Raw genomic sequence first — 18,789 nt, forward strand, 5'->3', positions numbered from 1 at the left:
TCTCTCCGAGGACACTCAGGGATGCTCCGGGCCGTCTTCTGCCAGCCACCCGCTGCCCTGTCCAGCCGCGCAAGCCCTGGCGGACAGGACGACGGGCGCGTCTGTCCTGTTCGCGTTAGACTCCCGACCCATGAGTGACGTGAGTCGCAGGGATGCGCTGAAGCTGATTGCCGTCGCGGGCGCGTCGGCGACAGGCTGCACGGACAGTTCTCGGAAGCCGGAGGAGAAGGGGATGAGTCAGAAAGGTAGCGAGCAGGTGGACGTCGTCGTCAGCGTCAATCCACTGGGATTCATCTGGGAGACGCCCGACCCGTTCCTCTTCTGCGTCCACCATGACGATCGGTATCCGAAGGGCAACGAGCACATGGGGCCAGCCGCCTCGCTGGCGGGCCGCGACATCGGGCAGGACTTCGTGGGCAAGGACGGCTGGCGCATGTACCACGGGAGGACCGTCCCGGGGTTCCCGCAGCACCCGCACCGTGGCTTCGAGACCGTGACGGTGGTGCGCAGCGGACTGCTCGACCACTCCGACTCGCTCGGCGCCGTGGCCCGCTTCGGGGGCGGCGATGCCCAGTGGATCACCGCGGGCAGGGGGCTGCTCCACTCGGAGATGTTCCCCCTGCTCAACCGCGAGGCGCCCAACCCGGTCGAGCTGTTCCAGATCTGGCTCAACCTGCCGAAGGCGGACAAGTTCGCCGAGCCGCACTTCGCCATGCTCTGGAACCACACCATCCCGCGGCATGTCGCGCGGGACGCGGAGGGGCGCACCACCGAGGTGACGCTCGTGGCGGGCCGGCTGGGAGACGTGAAGGCGCCGCCGCCCCCACCGAAGTCGTGGGCCGCGCGCCCCGACACCGACGTCGCCATCTGGACCATCAAGCTGGCGCCCAACGCCCGGTGGACCCTGCCGGCCGCCGCGCGAGGAAGCAACCGCCGGCTCTACTTCTTCCGGGGCTCTCGGCTGAGCGTGGGCGGGAAGGTCATTCCCCCCTCGCACTCCGCGACGCTCCGCTCGGAGCTCGACGCGGTGCTGGAGAACGGGCCGGACGAGACCGAGTGCCTGCTGCTGCAGGGGCGCCCCATCAGCGAGCCCGTCGTGCAGTACGGGCCCTTCGTGATGAACTCGCGCGAGGAGATCCAGCAGGCCTTCGCCGACTTCCAGCGCACGCAGTTCGGCGGCTGGCCCTGGTCGAGCAACGATCCGGTCCACGCCCGGGAGGAGGGGCGCTTCGCGCGCCACGCCGACGGCCGCATCGAGCGCCCCGCCTGAGCCGTGGCTACCCGTGCGCCGCGCGGGTGACGCTCCGGCTCTCGCGCTGATCCCAGCCGTAGAGCCGGGCGCAGTTGTCCCAGAGGATCTTCCGTCGGGCGCTCTCCGGGAGGGGAATCTCCAGGAAGCGCTCCACGGCCCGGGGGTAGCGCGAGTCCGGGTGCGGCCAGTCCGTGGAGAAGACGATGTTGTCGGCCCCCAGGGCGTCGACGACGTGCGTGACGAAGTCCTCGTCCGCCTCCACGGAGACGACGCACTGCCGCCGGAAGTAGTGGCTGGGGGGCTCGGGGAGCTGCTGGTGGGTGACGCCCAGCTGGATCTCCCAGTGCTCGTCCATGCGGTGCAGCAGCCAGGGCACCCAGCTGCAGTTGCCCTCCAGGAGGCCCACCCGCAGCGTGGGGTGTCGCGCGAGCACGCCGCCGCCGCAGAGGGCCATGGCCGCGTACATCATCTCCATGGAGTGGCAGGCCACGTGGCGCAGGAAGATGTTGCCGCCGAACTGGCTCCCCGCCTGCGGCAGGTGCGAGCCGACGCCCTCGTGGAACACCACGGGGATGTCCAGCCGGGTGCACGCCTCCCAGAGCGGCTCATACGCGGCGTCGTACCACTGGCGGCCCTGCACGGGGTTGGGGCGCAGGAAGATGGCGCGGAAGCCGAGCTCCTCCACGGCGCGGCAGGTCTCCCGCACGGCCTCCTCCACGGAGTGCGGAGCCACCATGGCCGCGCCGAACAGCCGCTCGGGCGCGCGCTTCACGTAGTCGGCGAGCCAGTCGTTGTACGCCCGCGCCACCGCGCCGGCGTACTCCGGCTCCAGCTCATCCACGGCGAGCGCGAGCAGCCCCGAGGTGGGGAAGACGACGGTGGCGTCCACGCCCTCGGTCTCCATGGCCTCCAGCTGCGTGTCGGCGGACCAGCCGCGCCGGGAGGAGTCGGCGAACCGGGCCTGCTGGAAGCGCTCCAGCGAGCGGGCCTCCGGGCGCTGCTCCATGGCCTGGCGCACCATGGCCCGGACCTGCGCCGAGGGCAGCACCGACGGCAGCGGGCGGCCGTCCGGACCCCGGGGATCGAACCAGGGCATGATCCGCTGCTCGAGCTCCATGTAGACGACCGCGTTGCGGAAGGCGAACTCCGAGCTGCGCGGAGCTCGCTCCCGGAAGCGCGGCTCGATGTACCGCTCCCATAGATCCGGAGGCTCCACGCAGTGCATGTCGCTGTCGAAGACCCTGTAGCCTGCTCGTGCCATGGCTCGTCGCTCCCGTGTCGGCTGCTCCCGGGAGACAGAGGCGCCCCACGGCGAGCGTGACGGGCGTGCCGCTCGGCGGCCCTGGGAGCAGGCCTGGTCGGAGGGCCTGCTCACATCCTGGCCTGGCGCACTCGACCCAGGGAGGGCCCACCTTCCAGACGAGGCCTCACGACCGGGGCCTGTTGCGCGAGGGCAGCGAGACATGGACATCCACTTCGAGAAGCTGACGATTCCCGCCACCGACGGTTTCCGGCTGGCCGCGACCCTCTACTCCCCCGACGGGGAGGCTGCCCGCCCCGTGGTGCTGATCAACCCGGCCACCGGAGTGAAGCGCACCCTCTACGAGAAGTTCGCCCGGTTCCTCGCGGGGCGGGGGATGCACGTCCTCACCTATGACTATCGGGGCATCGGCGGCTCCCGCACCGAGCCGCTGCGCTCACTGGACGCGACGATGGTGGACTGGGGAGCGCGGGACCTGGCGGGGGCCGTGGACTGGCTGGTGGAGCAGTTCCCCGACTGCCCGCTGCTCGCGGTGGGGCACAGCTCGGGCGGACAGCTGCTCGGGATGACGGATCGCATCCAGCACGTCTCCGCCCTGCTCGCGGTGGGGGCCCAGAGCGGCTACTGGCGCCACTGGGAGGGACCGCGGCGCTACCAGCTCGCCTTGCTCTGGTACGCGGCGATGCCGGCGGCGACGAGGCTGCTCGGCTACTTCCCCGCGAAGCGGCTGGGGATGGGCGAGGACCTGCCGGGCGGCGTGGCGCGGGAGTGGGCCCGCTGGTGCCGCAACCCGAACTACATCTCCGACGAGCGTGGGGGGCCGCTGCGGCCGTACTTCCATGACTTCACCGGCCCGCTGCGGGCCTACAGCTTCTCCGACGATCGCTTCGCGCCGCGTGCCGCGGTGGAGGCCCTGCTGGGCTTCTACACCCGCGCCCGGAAGGAGCACCTGCACCTCGCTCCCGCGGACCTGGACGTCGACGCCATCGACCACTTCCGGTGGCTGAAGGAGAGCTTCCGCGCGAGCCTGTGGGAGGACATGGCCTCCTGGCTGGAGCAGCAGGCAACCGAGGCCCTCCCGTCGACCGGGGTTCCGCGGTTCGGCCTGTCACAGCCTGCGCAGACGCCCTCTCCCCTGGCATGAGCCTGGCGCAAGACACCTTCATCCAGATCCTGAACCGTCACATCGCCGATGCCACCGTTCGCCTGATCGTGGAGGACGAGCCCTTCACGGTGGGCGGCGGAGGGGATGCACCCGTGGCGACGCTCCGCATCCACGACCGTCGCTTCTTCTCGCGCGTGCTGAGCCAGGGCAACCTGGGGATGGGCGAGGCCTACATGGAGGGGGACTTCACCGTCGAGGAGGGCACGCTCCACGACTTCCTTACCGTCCTGCTGCGCAACCGCATCGACCGGAAGGTGAGGGGCGATCCGCGCACGGTGCTGAAGGTGCTGCGCGTGCAGCTGGGCAACAAGCTCACGGGCGCGCAGTGGCGCTACGTCCAGCGGCACTATGATCTCGGCGATGAGCTCTTCGAGTCCTTCCTCGACGAGACGATGACGTACTCGTGCGGCTACGCGCTCACGCCGGAGGACTCGCTGGAGGACCTGCAGCGCAACAAGCTGGAGCGCATCTGCCGCAAGCTGGAGCTGAAGTCGGGCGAGCACCTGCTGGACATCGGGTGCGGCTTTGGCGGCCTGCTCATCCACGCGGCGCGCAACCACGGCGTGACGGGGGTGGGCATCACCAACAGCCGGCGGCACTGCGAGCGCGGCAACGAGAACATCGCTCGGGCGGGGCTGTCCGACCGCATCCGCCTCGAGCTGAGGGACCACAGCACCATCGACGGCCGCTTCGACAAGATCGTCAGCGTGGGCATGCTGGAGCACCTGCCGCGCAAGGAGTACCGGCGGTACTTCTCGCGCATCGCCCGGGCGCTGACGCCGCGGGGGGTGGGGCTGGTGCACGCCATCGGCACGAGCGCTCCCGTCAACACGCATGATCCGTTCATCCAGCGCTACATCTTCCCCGGCTCGGGGCAGGTGAAGCTCTCGGAGGCGGCGCACCACCTGGAGCGGCAGGGGCTCGCCATCCGGGACGTGGAGAACATCGTCCGGCACTACCACTACACGGCGAAGCACTGGCTCACGCGCTTCCAGCAGAACCAGGACCGGCTGGATCCGAAGCGGTACGACCCGACGTTCCGCCGGCTCTGGGAGTACTACCTGCACTGCTGCGTGGCGGCGCCGCTCGCGTCGGACGGCACGGTGTACCAGGTGCTCTTCACGAAGGACTACGCGGCGCCCATGCCGCTGCATCGCGTCTAGCCCTCAGCCGTTCCCGCCCAGGTCCACACAAGGAGATCGCTCGTGCATCCACTGTCCGTCATGAACCAGGAGTTCCTCGCGCGCGGCTGGAACCGCAAGCCCACGGGGCGGCTCCTCTCGGAGCTGGCCTTCCACCTGTCGCTCGCGCTGGGTGGGCTGGCCGTGGTGGCGTTCTCGCGCGTCCTGCTGCTCGATGTGCTCGGGGTGCTCCTCTCCACGATGGGCTCGCTGGGCATCTCGACCAACACCCATACGTCCTCGCACTACGCCACGAGCAACCGGCGCTGGGTGAACCGGGCCCTGACGTACTTCGGCTATCCGCTCTTCCTGGGCATGTCGGCCACATACTGGTGGCAGAAGCACGTGGCGGTCCACCACCCCACACCCAACGTCATCGGGCTGGATGACGACGCGGACCTGCTGCCCACCTTCACGCTCACCACGCGGGACGTGGCCCAGGCGCGAGGGCTGCGCCGGTGGTGGTTCGAGCACCAGTGGCTGGTCATCTTCTTCGCCATCGCCTTCAACGCGCTCAACGTCGTGCAGACGGGGGTGCGCTACCTGGTCGGCTGCCTGCGCGACCCCAAGCGCCGCACGAAGGCGCACGTCTACGACGCGCTGATGCTCGTGGGGCACGTGACGCTGTGGCTGGTGGTCCCGTCGTTCTTCTTCGGTCCGCTGCCGGTGCTGGCGCTGTACGGGGTGCGCGTGGTGCTGCTGGGGTACGCCATCTTCATCGCCTTCGCCCCCGCGCACTTCCCGGAGGAGGCGGCCTTCCTGGACCGGGAGGGACGGGAGCGCGCCGAGTACTTCCGGAAGGCGGACTTCATCCTCCTGCAGACGTCCACGACGCTGAACTTCCGCACGGGGTTCTTCGGCCGGCTCTTCTGCGCGGGGGTGGACTACCAGATTGAGCACCACCTCTTCCCCGGCTACAGCCACGTGTACTACCCGCGGATGAGCCGCATCCTGAAGCGCTTCTGCGAGGAGAACGGCTACCCCTACCGCACGCTCGGCTGGTGGGAGGCGGTCTGGAAGTCGCTGGTGGTCTTCCGCCGCCCCAAGCCCGTCTATCCGCGGCTCACGGGCCTGCGCGGAGCCAGGCTGGCCACGGAGTCCCAGGAGCGCCGCGCTCCGGAGCTGCTGGCCGGCCAGGAGCAGGTGGCCTGAGTCTTCCCCTCGAGCCCGAGGATGCACTCCATGGTTCAGCGCCAGCAGCACACGGTCGTCACCCGGGATGGCATCTCCCTGGCGGTGAGCACCTATCAGCGGGAGGGAGTGGCACCGCGCCAGGTGGCCCTCCTGCTGTGCGCCGTGGGGGCCCGGCAGGAGCGGTATGAGCCCTTCGCTCGGTGGCTGGCCCATGACGGCTGGCGGGTCGCCACCTTCGACTACCGGGGCATCGGTGGCTCGGTGCTGGAGGAGGACAGTCGGCACACCGCCTCCATGCGCGCCTGGGGCGAGCAGGATGTGACGGCCGTCATCCAGTGGGCCTGCGACACGTTCGACCCCGAGCGGCTCGTCGCCGTGGCGCACAGCATCGGTGGGCAGATCCTCCCGTTCGCCGAGAACCACGAGAGGCTGAGCGCGGTGGCCATCGTCGCCTCTCAGCGCGGGTGCTGGCGCCACTGGAGCGGCTGGAAGCGCTACGGCGTGATGCTCTTCTTCCGGCTGTACATCCCGCTGTGCCTGAGGCTCTTCGGGCGGGTGCCGCTCTCGTTCGTGGGGCTGGATGACCTGGAGCGAGGCATCGCCGAGGACTACGCCCGGTGGGGGCTGGCCGAGCACTACCTGTGGCCCTCCGGCGAGTCGCGCTCGGCGCGCTTCTCGGGCTGCACCTTCCCGCTGCTCGCGCTCAGCTTCGAGGATGACACCTTCTATGCGCCGAAGCGGGCCGTGCAGGTGCTGCTGCACGACTACTACGTGTCGACGCCGGCGCTCTGGTGCCATGTCGAGCACACCCGGCTGGGGCTGCGCGGGCTGGGACACTCCGGCTTCTTTGACGCGCGGCAATGCCCGGAGGGGTGGTGGCGGGAGGTCTCCGGCTGGCTGCGCACCGCCTCCGCGAGCTCGTTCCAGCTCTCTCGAGGCGAGGGGATGGTCGGGCCGTCCCTGGGCTCTCTCGCAGTGCCCGTGTTGCGGCCAGCACGCGGGCACGAGCTGGACGAGGGCGCGGCTACCCCGGTGCTCACCTCCGGCCTGCGGGGAGTGGGGACGCGATGACGGCCGTGGCGGTGGAAGAGGAGAGCTTCTTCGTGGAGCTTGCTCGAGCGCGTGTCCACACGCGGGTGGTGGGGCAGGGGAGCAAGACGCTGGTCATCGTCCCGGACCCTCCCAACCTGATCGAGCACCACCGCGACGTCATCGAGAGCCTGGCGCGAGACTTCCGCGTCATCTGCTTCGAGCTGCCGGGCTTCGGGCGCTCCCAGCTGCGGAATGGGGCGCGCTTCAGCCTGGAGCTCCAGGTGGAGGTGATGGCCGGGGTGCTGGAGCGGCTCGCGGTGCGTCAGGCCATCCTGGAGATGTCCTGCCTGGGAGCGCTGGTGGGGCTGCGCCTCGCGCGCCTGAGGCCGGAGCTCGTGGAGCGGTTGGTGCTCGCGCAGGTGTCCACGCAGGAGCGGATGCGGACCTGGGCGAAGGGCACCGACGTCTGCGGCCTCATCCACACGCCCCGGGTGGGACAGGCGCTCGTGTCGCTCGGCCGGCGCTTCATCGCGCGACACTGGTACCAGGCGGCGCTGCCGGAAGGGACCGATGGGCGGACGCGTCAGCGCTACCTCCAGCCCACGCTCCAGGCGCTCCGGGAGGGCGGGGACTTCGAGCTGGCCTCGGCCTACCAGTCGCTGCGGCGCGCTGGAGCGCTGGACTACGGGGACATCCGGCAGCCCACACTCCTGTTATGGGGCCGCGCGGACCGGACGCATGAGGGGGCTTCCGCCCGGGACCTCCTGCATGCGCTGCCCCGCGCGGAGCTCGTCGAGCTGGACGGGTGTGGCCACTTCCCCACCTTGGAAGAGGCCGGACGGTACGAGGAACGCCTCCGGGCCTGGCTGCGGGGGTGAGGTGGCCTGGAGGGCAGGCATCCTCCAGCAGCCAAGTCCCCGTGTCTCTGTCAGAGTGGGCGGGGGTGCTCCAGGCACGGCTATGGGCTTCTTCGATCGGCTCTTCGGAAGGCAGCAGGTGCCCGCGCTCCGGCGGCGAGAGCAGCCGTTGAGCCTCCAGCTCCTGTTCCCGAGCAAGCTGCGGCTCAACGTCAACGCGCTGACGGAGACGCTGCGAGGGCTCCACCCGTCGCTGTCCCAGGGCCGCTTCGAGCTGGACGCGCAGGCGAGCGCCGCGATGGGCGCCGAGGTCGGCGTGGCGCTGTGGGCAAGGCATCGGGTGCAGGTGGTGCTGTTCGGCGTGCGGATGCCCACCACGGTGCTGGAGCAGTGCGTGGCGCCGGCCCACTACGGGACCGAGCTGAAGGCCCAGGCTCGGGCCCATACGGCGCACGCGCTGCTGTTCTACGTGGGAGACGAAGAGGAGCCGCTGGAGCAATACGTGGCGCTGGCGCTGGTGGCGGTGGCGCTGGCCAGGGAGGGCGCCATCGTGGTGCTGAACGAGGATGCCCACACCTCCTTCCCCACCCAGCCGCTGCTCCCAGACGAGGGCGAGGATGTGGTGGACCTGCTGCGGACGATGCCTCTCACCGCGCTCTACGTGGGCTTCGTGAAGCTGCAGGTGCCCGGGGCGGAGGGCGTCTGGATGCGGACGTACGGCGCTCCGAGGATGGGGCTGCCGGACCTGGCCTGGCACGCCCGGAGCGATGCCGAGGCGCACGACACCTTCGAGCTGTTCTCCGGCCTGCTGGAGTACCTGCGAGTGTCGGGGGCCCGCTTCGGCCAGGGGCACACGGCGGAGTGGCAGCGGCGCCACGTGAGGATTCGAAAGCCACGCTGGAGAGAGCGCGGGTTTCTCGACAGCCCGGGAGAGCTCTTCGTGCTGGAGCCAGCGGAGCCCCAGGGCCCGCGGCGCTGAGGAGCTTCGGCTCGCCCCTGCTACAGCGGCTCGCCGGGACCGAGGATGCCTCCCGCCAGCAGGCACACGGCGACGGTGCCGAGCATGGCCCAGGCACTGTCGAACCTGCGCCCCACCAGGAAGCCCAGGCCGAGCGCGATCAGCGGCATGAAGAGCAGCACCAGGGCCCGCGCGAGCGCCCCGAACAGCTGGAGCCACAGCACGGCCCCGGTTGCTGACTCCTCCGTCCTCGGCGGGCGGTCCCGCTCCGCCAGCTTCCCCTCCGAGAGGAAGCCCTCCCGCATGAGCCTCATGGCACGGCCCTCACGACGAAGGTCTCGTGGATGTGCCGGCCCTCCGAGGCATGCGAGACGTTGAGCACGTAGTGCCCAGGGGTGTGGATCCGCACGCGCAGCGGCTCGGCCTCCGCTCCCGCATCGGTGGTGAACTGGTGCAGGCACCGGGCTCCCTCGCAGCTCACGAGCTGCACCGTGGGCAGGTGCGAGGAGTGCTGGTGGAAGTCCAGCTCGGCCGGCGTCTCCAGCACCACCCGGGCCGTGCCCTCCGGGTGCCGATCGACGGTCCACGGCAGCGCCACCCAGCCACCGCCTTCGGGAACCCGGATGGAGACCTCCCGGAGGGGCAGGGCCTCACGCACCACCTGGGCCATGCCGCCCTCTCCCGGGCGCTTCACTCCCACCGTGAGCAGCACGGCGGCCAGCGCCGCTCCCATCATCATCCAGAGTCCCAGGTGGGAGAGCCAGTTGCGCACCGGCTCCTTCGCGGGCCGGCTCGGCGACAGGCTCTTTCGAGCCTCCGCCGCCTGGAGCGCCGCGTGGATGCGCGCCTGCTGGTGCGCCGAGGGCTGCTCGGTCCGGAACGCCGCGACAGCGAAGCGGACTTCGTCCGGCAGTGGGGGAAGGCTACGGTCGTCGCGCGAGCTCACGGGCGTCCTCCTCTGCGCGCACTTCGTGCGGCGTCTGGGCCTGCAAGGCCTTGAATGCAGCGCTCAGCTGGGCACGGCCTCGGAAGTGGCGGCTCTTCACCGTGCCCACCGGCACCTCCAGGATGGAGGCCACCTCCTCGTAACCCAGCTCCTCGATGTCACACAGCAGCACCACCAGCCGGAACTTCTCGGGCAGCGTGTGCAGGCACCGGAGCAGGCAGGCCGTCTGCTCCGAGTGTCCCAGCTGCACCTCTGGATCCAGCGGCTCGGAGCCGCCGGTGAAGATGGAGCCGAGCACCGACGAGGCTCCCTCGAGCATCGTCTCCAGCAAGGAGCGGCGTCGGGCCATTCCCCGCCGGTTCTCGATGAACTGGTTGCGGATGATGCCGCACAGCCAGCCCAGCAGTGAGCCCCTCCCTTGAAAGGAGTCCCGGTGCAGGAACGCTCGTACCAAGGAGTCCTGGAGCAGATCCTCCGCCTCCTGCCGCTGTCGGCAGAGGGTCAGGCAGAGCCGGTGTAGCTGGGGCATCAACCGAGACACTTCCTCCTCGAAGCGCGCCCGGCCCTCACTCACGCGCGCCCTCGGGTCCGCATCCCTCTCCGGGGCGCTCGTCGCGGCGATGGCCTTCCCTGCTTGCATCGAGATCCTCTCGCCTCTGCATCACCCTGCCTCCTGTGGATGGGATGACGGTCCATCCGGTTCCCGGGGCCGTTGTCTTTTTCCGGACCTGAGCCGAGGAGCCCTCCACGGCTCGGCGGGTTGCTTGCTGAACAAACGAGGCAAGCCCCGCGGGAACCGGAAAAAAGCTCGTTCCGTCCCCGCCGCATTGATGAGCAGGCCCGCCGTTGGTTTCGGCATCGCACCTGCTCCCACGAGTGTGGAGGGAGTGACTTCATGCAGGTCCCAACCGTTTCCGCGCCCCGAGCCGATGCCGCGGCGCCTTCCTGGAAGAGCGACATCGTCTCCGGGTTCCTCGTCTTCCTCATCGCGATGCCGCTGTGTCTGGGTATCGCGATGGCGAGCGGCTTTCCGCCTGTCGCCGGCATCCTCACGGCCGTGGTGGGCGGCGTCGTCTCCACGTGGCTGGGCAGCGCCCGGCTGACGATCAAGGGACCGGCGGCGGGGCTGATCGCCATCGCCATCGCCGCGGTGCAGGAGCTGGGCGGCGGTGACATGCGCCTGGGCTACCGGCGCGCGCTGGCCACCATCGTCCTGGCCGCGGTGGTGCAGATCCTCTTCGCGGTGCTGCGCTCGGGGAAGCTGGGAGACTTCTTCCCCTCATCGGTGGTGCACGGGATGCTGGCGGCGATCGGCGTCATCATCTTCTCCAAGCAGGTGCACACGCTGCTGGGCGTCACCCCCCAGGGCAAGGCGCCCTTCGAGCTCCTGGCGGAGATTCCCCAGAGCCTGACGCGGATGAACCCGGAGATCGCCCTCATCGGGCTCGTCAGCCTGGTGCTGATCTTCGGACACCTGGGGCTGAGCACGCGGCTACCGGCGCTCAAGCGCGTTCCGGCGCCGCTGCTGGTGCTGCTGGCCGCCGTGCCCATGGGGCTGCTCTTCGAGCTGGACCATGAGCACACCTTCACCTGGTCGCAGAACGTCTATTCGGTGGGCCCCAACTTCCTGGTCAATCTGCCGGGCAACCTGCTGTCCGCCATCACCTTCCCGGACTTCTCCGCCGTCTTCTCGGCGCCCTCGCTCAAGTACGTGGCCATGTTCGCCCTGGTGGGCAGCATCGAGTCGCTGCTGAGCGCCAAGGCGGTGGACATGTTGGATCCCCAGAAGCGGCGCTCGGACCTGGACAAGGACCTGCTGGCGACCGGCGTGGGCAACCTGATCAGCGGCCTGCTCGGAGGCCTGCCGATGATCTCCGAGATCGTCCGCAGCTCGGCCAACATCAACTATGGGGCCAGGAGCCGGCTCTCCAACTTCTTCCACGGCCTGTTCCTGCTGCTCTTCGTGGCCTTCGCGCCAATGCTCATTCACCGCATCCCGCTGGCGGCGCTGGCGGCGATGCTGATCTTCACGGGCGTGCGGCTGGCCTCGCCGAGCGAGTTCGTGAAGACGTTCCGCATCGGCGCCGAGCAGCTCGTCATCTTCACCTTCACGCTGGTGGTGACGCTGGCCACGGACCTGCTGGTGGGCGTGGCCGCGGGCATCGCGCTGAAGACGGTGGTGCACCTGTTCAACGGCGCGCCCCCGCGCAGCCTGTTCCGGCCGGAGATCGAGACGCACCATGCCGAGGATCGCGTGGTGTTGCGGGTGCGGCACGCGGCCGTCTTCACCAACTACCTCACCATCAAGAAGCACCTGCTGCGGCAGGCGGATGCCCGGCACGTGGAGCTGGATCTGTCACACGCGCGGCTGGTGGACCACACGACGATGGAGCGGCTGCACGAGCTGGAGCACGAGTTCCGCCAGCAGGGCCGCCACTTCCGCCTCCTGGGGCTCGAGAAGCACCGGAGCCTCTCCGAGCACCCGCTGTCCGCGCGCAAGAAGATGGTGGACGCGGACCTCGGCCTCACCTCCTGAGCAGGACACCATGAGCCATCCGCATCACATTGCTGATCAAGTCCCCGCGGGAGAGCGCGGGGAGCGGCTGGGCCAGGCGCTGGCCCACGCAGCCCACCTGCTCCCGGTGCAGGGCCCCATCGGCGTCTTCGTGCACCACAACACGCTGCACGCCTTCCAGCACCTGCCCTTCCACGAGGCGCTGGCCACCGCGAGCGCCACACTGGGCACGGAGTCCTACCTGCCCGAGTCCCGCTACCGGGAGCTCTACCAGCAGGGGCGCATCACCGACGAGGACCTGGACGCCGCGCTGGCCGAGCGGGACTCGAGCGAGTCCGTGGTGGAGCTGGCGCCGGGACCACTCTCGCGGCGAGAGCTGGAGCGGCTGGCGCTGCTCCATCCGCTGCCCGCGGAGACGGCGGCCTCGCTGCGCTGGCGCATGGCGGAGCTGGCGGCGTCTCGGCGGCTTCGCGCGGATCTGCCCGAGGGCACGCGGGCCAGCCTCCTCCAGCGCTCGACCGAGGGGCTGCGCGCGTGGATGGACCGCGTGGGCCGGGACTGGACGGTGACGGAGCTGGCGAGCGCCCTGCTGGGCACCTCGGTGGAGGTGAGCGTCGTCATCGCCGCGGCGTCCCCGCCGAAGCTGTCCCGAGACGCCGCGCTGCGGAGGCTGGGCATCCCGGGGACAGCCATCGAGGCCTATCTGACGCGGGTGCGGGAGCTGATCGGCCGAGGCTCGGGCTCCTCCGTCGAGGTGGATGCGTGGCTGGCGGCGGAGGCGACGGTCGGGGTGCAGGCGCTGGCGGAAGCCTTTGGCGGTGATGGCAGCCTGTCCTCGCTGCGAGAGCGGCTGAGGCGAGATCCCGAGGCCTTCGCGGTGAGCGCGCTGTGGTCGGCCTGTCGCACCCCGCTGCTCCAGGTGAAGCGCCAGACGCCCGAGGACTCGCGGGAGCGGGGGCTCGGCCCTCGCGAGGTTCTGCGGGAGGTGACGGGCGAGGACGTGGGAGAGCTGGTCCACCCGCACCTCATCCGGGCGTGCGCGGCCTTCCTCGACCTGGGGGTGGCGCACTGGGCCATGCCCGATCGCGAGCGCGGGCTGTACTTCGCCTGGCGCGCCATGAAGCTCAGGGGCAGCGGCGTGCTGCCCCGGTGGCTCGACGGGCTGGAGGAGGAGCTGGCGCAGTCCGAGGCCCGGAACCTCTCGGCTCGGGACGTGGTGCTGGCGGCGCTCGATGAGCTGGGCCTGCCCGAGACGCGGTGGGAGGACCTGCTCACCCGCGTGCTGCTCGCCCTGCCTGGCTGGGCGGGGATGATGAGACGGCTGGAGCTCAACCCCGGTGATCGCCCCTCGGGTGCGCCACCGGCCTCGCTGATGGACTTCCTGGCCGTGCGCCTGACCCTGGAGCGCTTTGCCCTGCGCGACGTGGCGCGGCGGCGGCTGGGCTACACCGGTCCGCTGTCGGGGCTGATGGAGCATGCCCGCCGCACGGCTCCGCGGCAGGACTCCGCGCCGGAGCGCCCGGCGGAGCAGGGGAGCTGGCGCCTCTTCCAGTTCCTGCAGCTGGCGGGGATGACGGCCATGGACGTGGTGGACTTCCCGCTGAGCCGGCGCCACGCCCTGCTCTCGTGGCTCGAGGCCTTCGACGCGACGTCCCGCCGCCGGGTGTGGCAGGAGGCCTATGAGCACCACTACCGGATGAAGGTGCTCCAGGGCGTGGGGCAGAACCGACGCCGTCCGGAGACGCTGCGCCAGGTGAGCGATGCGCGCTTCCAGGTGCTCTTCTGCATCGACGACCGCGAGGAGGGCATCCGCCGCCACTTCGAGGAGCTCAGCCCCAGGCACGAGACCTTCGGTGTAGCCGGCTTCTTCGGCGTGGCGGTGGACTACCGGGGGCTGGACGACGACAACACCGCCGCGCTGTGCCCGGTGGTCGTCACGCCTCGCCATCAGGTGGTGGAGCGCGCACACCCGGAGCACGGGCACCTGGCCGAGGCCCGCGCGAGGCTGCGCGCCTCGTGGGGCCGGATCGATCACTGGCTGCACGGCGGCTCACACTCGCTGGAGCTGGGCTGGCTGCTGACGCCAGTGCTGGGCCTGCTCTCCGTGCTGCTGATGCCGCTGCACCTGCTCGTCCCGCACACGGTGGATCGGATGCGCCGGGCGCTGTCCCGGAAGATGCTGCCCGCGCCGCGCACGGTGCTGACGAGCCTCCGCCCGGACGAGCACTCCACGGCCACGGACGCCAAGCCCGTGGGCTTCACGGTGGCCGAGCAGGCCGACCGCGTGGCCGCCACGCTGGAGAACGTGGGGCTGGTGAAGAACTTCGCTCCGCTGGTGGTGCTGCTGGGCCACGGCGCGGTGAGCGTCAACAACCCGCACCAGTCCGCCTACGACTGCGGCGCCTGCGGTGGCCGGCACGGGGGGCCCAACGCGCGCCTCTTCGCGGAGATGGCCAACCGGCCCGAGGTGCGGGCGAGGCTGCGCCAGCGTGGCATCCACATCCCCGACACCACCTTCTTCCTGGGAGGGCTGCACAACACCACCACCGATGAGGTGAGCCTCTCCGATACGGAGCACGTACCCGAGGCGCTCCGTGAGGAGCTGACGGCGTTCCGGCGGATGATGGACCGGGCGCGGATGCTCTCCGCGCACGAGCGCTGCCGCCGCTTCGAGTCCGCGCCGCTCACCCTCTCGCCCGCCGCGGCGCTGCGGCACGTGGAGGAGCGCGCGGTGGACCTGAGCCAGGCCCGGCCGGAGCTGGGCCACGTCACCAACGCGGCCTGTATCGTGGGCCGTCGCGCGCTGACGCGAGGGCTCTTCCTGGATCGGCGCTCCTTCCTCGTCTCGTACGACGCGACCATCGACGCCACGGGCTCCATCCTGGAGCGCATCCTGGCGGCGGTGGGGCCGGTGGGCGCAGGCATCAACCTGGAGTACTACTTCTCCTGCATCGACAACGACCGCTATGGGTGCGGCACCAAGCTGCCCCACAACCTCACCGGCATGCTCGGGGTGATGGATGGGGTGGAGAGCGATCTGCGCACGGGGCTGCCCCGGCAGATGATCGAGATCCACGAGCCGATCCGCCTGCTCATCCTCGTGGAGGCGAGCGTCGCGGTGCTGGCAGGCATCTATGAGCGGCAGCGCGAGCTGCGCGAGCTGATTGGAAACGGGTGGGTGCAGCTGGTGAGTGTGGATCCCGACACGGGGGCCATGCAGCGCTTCACGCCTCGCGGCTTCCAGCCCGTCACTCCGCCCGAGGCGCCGCTGCCGGTGGTCTCCGCCTCGCCCGAGTGGTACCGGGGGCAGCGGGACTTCCTGCCGCCGGCGTTGATCGACACCACGCAGGAGCCTCCCGTGAAGCGGCGCTCGGCTCCCTCTCCGCGCACTGGAGGTTCCGTCCATGCAGCTCAGTGATTTCGAGGTGGGGCTGCTGGCCACCTCGGTGCCGCTCTGGCCCGCGCTGGCCTTCCTGCTGCTGGGGTGCACCCTGCTGGTGCACCACGCGCCGCGGGAGCGCACGGTGGCGGCCTGGGTGCTGCGGGCGCTGTGGCTGTCGCTGGTGTGCTCGGCGGGGACGGCGATCACCCTGTGGGCGCGGCATCAGGACGTGCTGGAGCTGAACGTGGGGCCGTGGTTCTCCGCCGGGGAGTACACCTTCGAGCTGTCCTTCCTCATCGATCGCCTGTCGGTGACGATGATGGTGCTGGTCAGCGCCATCACGCTGCTCATCGGTCGGTTCTCGGTGAACTACCTGCACCGGGAGCAGGGCTTCGCGCGCTTCTTCCTGCTGCTGGCGCTGTTCGCCACGGGCATGCTGCTGCTGGTGGAGGCGGGGAGCGTGGACCTGCTCTTCGTGGGCTGGGAGCTGGTGGGGCTCTCGTCGGCGATGCTGATCGCCTTCTTCCAGGAGCGGACGACGCCGGTGCGCTCGGGGCTGAGGGCCTTCACGATCTACCGGCTGTGCGACATGGGCCTGCTGCTGGGTGCGGTGCTGCTGCACCACTGGCTGGGGACGGCCGAGTGGGCGGAGGGGCTCGGGGCCAGGCCGTGGCCGGGCCCGGCGGTGGCGGTGGGCGAGGTGCAGGCGACGGTGCTGGGGCTGTGCCTGGTGCTGGCGGCCATGGGCAAGTCCGCGCAGTTCCCCTTCAGCAGCTGGCTGCCGAGGGCGATGGAAGGGCCGACGCCCTCGAGCGCCCTCTTCTATGGCGCGCTCTCGGTGCACGCGGGTGTGTACCTGCTGCTGCGGGCCGCGCCGCTGCTGGCGGGCTCGCCCGTGGTGTCCATGGTGCTGGTGGGCGTGGGGGTGGTGACGGCGGTGCACGCCACGCTCGCCTGGCGCGTGCAGACGGACGTGAAGAGCGCGCTGGCCTACGGCGTGCTCACCCAGGTGGGGTTGATCTTCGTCGAGGTAGGCCTGGGGCTGTACACGCTGGCGCTGGTGCACCTGGTGGCCCATGCCTGCCTGCGCTGCCTGCAGCTGCTGCGGGCGCCGTCGGCGCTGCGCGAGGTTCAGGCCCGCCGGTCCGCTCTCCAGGCGGCGCAGGCCCCGTCCGTGGCGGTGGTCCACCGCGCGCTGCCCGAGGGAGTGGTGCGGGGCCTCTACCGGCTGGCGCTGGAGCGCTTCGCCCTGGAGGTGCTGCACGAGAGCTGGGCGATGCGGCCGCTGCTCCATGTCGGGCAGTGGATCGACAAGGCGGAGCGGTACTGGGTGGGGGCGCTGAGCGGCTGGAGCTCGAAGCCCGAGCCTGGCTCCACCCCGAAGCCCGAGGTGCTGGCGGCGGAGCGTTCATCGAGCGGCGAATCCACAGGAGCGGTGTGATGCAGGTGACTTCCCTTCCTCTTCTCTCGATGCTCGTGGCCGTGCCGGCGCTGGGGGCTGTGGCGCTCTGGTGGGTGCGTGCTCCTGAGCGTGCCCGCCAGTGGACCGTCGGTGTGACGGCCCTCACGCTGGCCCTGGCGGGGGTGGTGCTCGGGTTCTTCCGGACCGGGGCGGCTGGTCCCCAGTGGGTGGATGCGTGGGGGCAGGTGCCGGGGCTGGGCCTGGAGCTCCAGCTGGGCGTGGATGGAGCCAGCGTGGTGGCGCTGTGCCTCACCGCGCTGCTCACGCTGGGGCTGGTGGCGGCGGGGCCTCGGCAGCTGCTGGAGCGGCGCACGCTGGCGGTGCTGCTGCTCACCGAGAGCGCGACGCTGGGCTTCTTCTGCGCGCAGGACCTGGCGCTGCTGACGGCCTTCTGGGTGGCCACGCTGGTGCCGGCCTGGGTGCTCGTCTCCCGGAACGCGCGAGCACAGCCGGAGTCGCGAGCGCTGCTGACCTTCCGGACGTACATGCTCGCGGGCACCTTGCCGCTCCTGCTGGTGACGGCGCTGGTGGGCGTGCTGGGCTGGCGCTCGGGCGTGCAGGCCCCGTGGGAACTGGCGGGGCTGGCGGCTCGCGGAGTGCCGGGCTCGTGGCAGCCGGTCGTGTTCGGGCTGCTGCTGCTGACGGCGTGCGTGCGGATGGCGGTGGTGCCCTTCCATTCCTGGCTGCCGGTGCTGATGGCGCGGGGGCCGTTCGGGCTGAGCCTGCTGCTGGTGAATGTGCACGCGGGGCTGTTCCTGCTGGTGCGGGTGGTGATTCCGCTGGTGCCCGAGGCGTGGGCGGCGGGTGGGACGATGGTGGTGGTGGTGGGGCTGTTCGGAGGGCTCTACGGCGCGGTGCTGGCGCTGGCGCAGGTGGATCTGCGCCGCACGGTGGGGTTCCTGATGGTGAGCCAGTCCGGGCTGATGCTGGCGGGGCTGGCGACGATGAACGAGCAGAGCGTGGCCGGCGTGTTGCTTCAGAGCGTGGCGACGGGCGTGGCGCTGACGGGGCTGAAGCTGGTGGTGGAGGTGCTCGGGGCGCGGACGGGGACCACGGACATGACGCGGCTGGGAGGGCTGGTGCGCAAGGCGCCGCGGATGGCGGCCTTCTTCTTCCTGCTGAGCTTCGCGAGCCTGGGCTTCCCGGGGACGCTGAGCTTCGTGGGAGAGGATCTGCTGCTGCACGGCGTGCTGGAGGCCCACCCGTTGGTGGCGCTACCCCTGCTGCTCACGACGGCCATCAGTGCCATCACGCTCTTCCGGGCCTTCCAGAAGACGTTCCTGGGGGGAGTAGCCCCGGAGCAGAAGCTGCTGCTCGAGACGGTGGAGGATCTGCTGCCACGCGAGCGCGTCGCGGCCCTGGGGTTGTTCGCCCTGGTCTTCGTGGGCGGGCTGCTGCCTGGGCCGCTCCTCCGGGTACGCGAGCACGCGGTGGACACCATGGTGGAGCGCGTGGCCGCTGTCCGAGTTCACGGTTTCCGCTGGGCCAGCTTCTCGAGCACGAGCTCGGCCTCCTCTCGGTAGAGTGGCACGACTTCGATGGCGAGCACGTCTTCCAATTGCTTGCATGCACCTCCTGTTGCCCCTCGCCGTAGCCCCGAGGCCTCTCGCACGGGCAGTGCAGCCGGCAGGCTCCAGTGTTCAA

At 70.5% G+C, this 18,789-nt stretch carries 16 protein-coding genes; 11 read left to right on the plus strand and 5 right to left on the minus strand.

The window, feature by feature from the left end; all coding sequences use genetic code 11:
• The first annotated feature begins 232 nt into the window (after window positions 1-232).
• Complete coding sequence (locus KY572_RS36625) at window positions 233-1,270, plus strand: pirin family protein (protein ID WP_224248346.1); 1,038 nt, start codon at window positions 233-235, stop codon at window positions 1,268-1,270.
• A 7-nt stretch (window positions 1,271-1,277) separates the two neighbouring features.
• Here KY572_RS36625 and KY572_RS36630 read toward each other — a convergent pair whose 3' ends face one another.
• The gene (locus KY572_RS36630; RefSeq protein WP_224248347.1) at window positions 1,278-2,513 is read right to left on the minus strand and encodes an amidohydrolase family protein; all 1,236 of its coding nucleotides are present in this window, start codon (window positions 2,511-2,513) and stop codon (window positions 1,278-1,280) included.
• A gap of 202 nt (window positions 2,514-2,715) precedes the next feature.
• On the opposite strand from KY572_RS36630, the gene KY572_RS36635 reads away from it, so the two are divergent.
• The 6 genes from KY572_RS36635 to KY572_RS36660 all read left to right on the plus strand — a co-directional run bounded on the left by KY572_RS36635 (window position 2,716) and on the right by KY572_RS36660 (window position 8,861).
• A complete protein-coding gene (locus tag KY572_RS36635; RefSeq protein ID WP_224248348.1) occupies window positions 2,716-3,657 on the plus strand; it encodes an alpha/beta hydrolase family protein in 942 nt (313 codons plus the stop codon).
• Window positions 3,654-4,841: a class I SAM-dependent methyltransferase gene (locus tag KY572_RS36640; protein ID WP_224248349.1), complete on the plus strand. Its 1,188-nt coding sequence runs from the start codon at window positions 3,654-3,656 to the stop codon at window positions 4,839-4,841. Before KY572_RS36635 ends, KY572_RS36640 begins: the two co-directional genes overlap by 4 nt.
• 42 nt (window positions 4,842-4,883) lie before the next feature.
• Window positions 4,884-6,011 (plus strand): acyl-CoA desaturase, encoded by a 1,128-nt coding sequence (locus KY572_RS36645; protein WP_224248350.1) that lies wholly within the window; start codon window positions 4,884-4,886, stop codon window positions 6,009-6,011.
• Window positions 6,012-6,041: 30 nt separating this feature from the next.
• Window positions 6,042-7,064: an alpha/beta hydrolase family protein gene (locus KY572_RS36650; protein WP_224248351.1), complete on the plus strand. Its 1,023-nt coding sequence runs from the start codon at window positions 6,042-6,044 to the stop codon at window positions 7,062-7,064.
• Window positions 7,061-7,903, plus strand: a complete 843-nt coding sequence (locus KY572_RS36655; RefSeq protein WP_224248352.1) for an alpha/beta fold hydrolase — start codon at window positions 7,061-7,063, stop codon at window positions 7,901-7,903. The genes KY572_RS36650 and KY572_RS36655 overlap by 4 nt, the downstream gene beginning before the upstream one ends.
• Before the next feature lie 82 nt (window positions 7,904-7,985).
• Window positions 7,986-8,861, plus strand: a complete 876-nt coding sequence (locus tag KY572_RS36660) for a hypothetical protein (protein ID WP_224248353.1) — start codon at window positions 7,986-7,988, stop codon at window positions 8,859-8,861.
• A 20-nt stretch (window positions 8,862-8,881) separates the two neighbouring features.
• On the opposite strand, the gene KY572_RS36665 is transcribed toward KY572_RS36660, so the two are convergent.
• The 3 genes from KY572_RS36665 to KY572_RS36675 are packed head-to-tail and all read right to left on the minus strand — an operon-like array spanning window position 8,882 to window position 10,426.
• A complete protein-coding gene (locus KY572_RS36665) occupies window positions 8,882-9,154 on the minus strand; it encodes a hypothetical protein (RefSeq protein ID WP_224248354.1) in 273 nt (90 codons plus the stop codon).
• Window positions 9,151-9,786, minus strand: a complete 636-nt coding sequence (locus KY572_RS36670) for a hypothetical protein (RefSeq protein WP_224248355.1) — start codon at window positions 9,784-9,786, stop codon at window positions 9,151-9,153. Before KY572_RS36670 ends, KY572_RS36665 begins: the two co-directional genes overlap by 4 nt.
• Window positions 9,764-10,426, minus strand: coding sequence for an RNA polymerase sigma factor (locus tag KY572_RS36675; RefSeq protein ID WP_224248356.1), 663 nt, complete (start codon window positions 10,424-10,426; stop codon window positions 9,764-9,766). Before KY572_RS36675 ends, KY572_RS36670 begins: the two co-directional genes overlap by 23 nt.
• Window positions 10,427-10,681: 255 nt before the next feature.
• On the opposite strand from KY572_RS36675, the gene KY572_RS36680 reads away from it, so the two are divergent.
• From KY572_RS36680 to KY572_RS36695, 4 genes are read left to right on the plus strand one after another with little or no spacing between them, the layout of a single operon-like run.
• Window positions 10,682-12,322 carry a SulP family inorganic anion transporter gene (locus KY572_RS36680; protein WP_224248357.1) on the plus strand — a complete coding sequence of 547 codons (1,641 nt, stop codon included), beginning with the start codon at window positions 10,682-10,684 and terminating at the stop codon, window positions 12,320-12,322.
• Window positions 12,323-12,332: 10 nt separating this feature from the next.
• On the plus strand, window positions 12,333-15,719 hold the full coding sequence (locus tag KY572_RS36685; RefSeq protein WP_224248358.1) for a YbcC family protein: 3,387 nt from the start codon (window positions 12,333-12,335) through the stop codon (window positions 15,717-15,719).
• On the plus strand, window positions 15,706-17,124 hold the full coding sequence (locus KY572_RS36690) for an NADH-quinone oxidoreductase subunit 5 family protein (protein WP_224248359.1): 1,419 nt from the start codon (window positions 15,706-15,708) through the stop codon (window positions 17,122-17,124). The genes KY572_RS36685 and KY572_RS36690 overlap by 14 nt, the downstream gene beginning before the upstream one ends.
• Entirely contained in the window at window positions 17,124-18,668 is a 1,545-nt protein-coding gene (locus KY572_RS36695) for a complex I subunit 4 family protein (RefSeq protein ID WP_224248360.1), read from the plus strand. The genes KY572_RS36690 and KY572_RS36695 overlap by 1 nt, the downstream gene beginning before the upstream one ends.
• Here the strand turns inward: KY572_RS36695 and KY572_RS48255 are convergent.
• Window positions 18,614-18,757: a DUF2379 family protein gene (locus KY572_RS48255; RefSeq protein WP_224248435.1), complete on the minus strand. Its 144-nt coding sequence runs from the start codon at window positions 18,755-18,757 to the stop codon at window positions 18,614-18,616. The two genes, KY572_RS36695 and KY572_RS48255, sit on opposite strands and share 55 nt — an antisense overlap.
• Window positions 18,758-18,789: the final 32 nt, after the last annotated feature.

Source organism: Hyalangium gracile, from assembly GCF_020103725.1.
In the GTDB taxonomy this organism is placed as follows: domain Bacteria; phylum Myxococcota; class Myxococcia; order Myxococcales; family Myxococcaceae; genus Hyalangium; species Hyalangium gracile.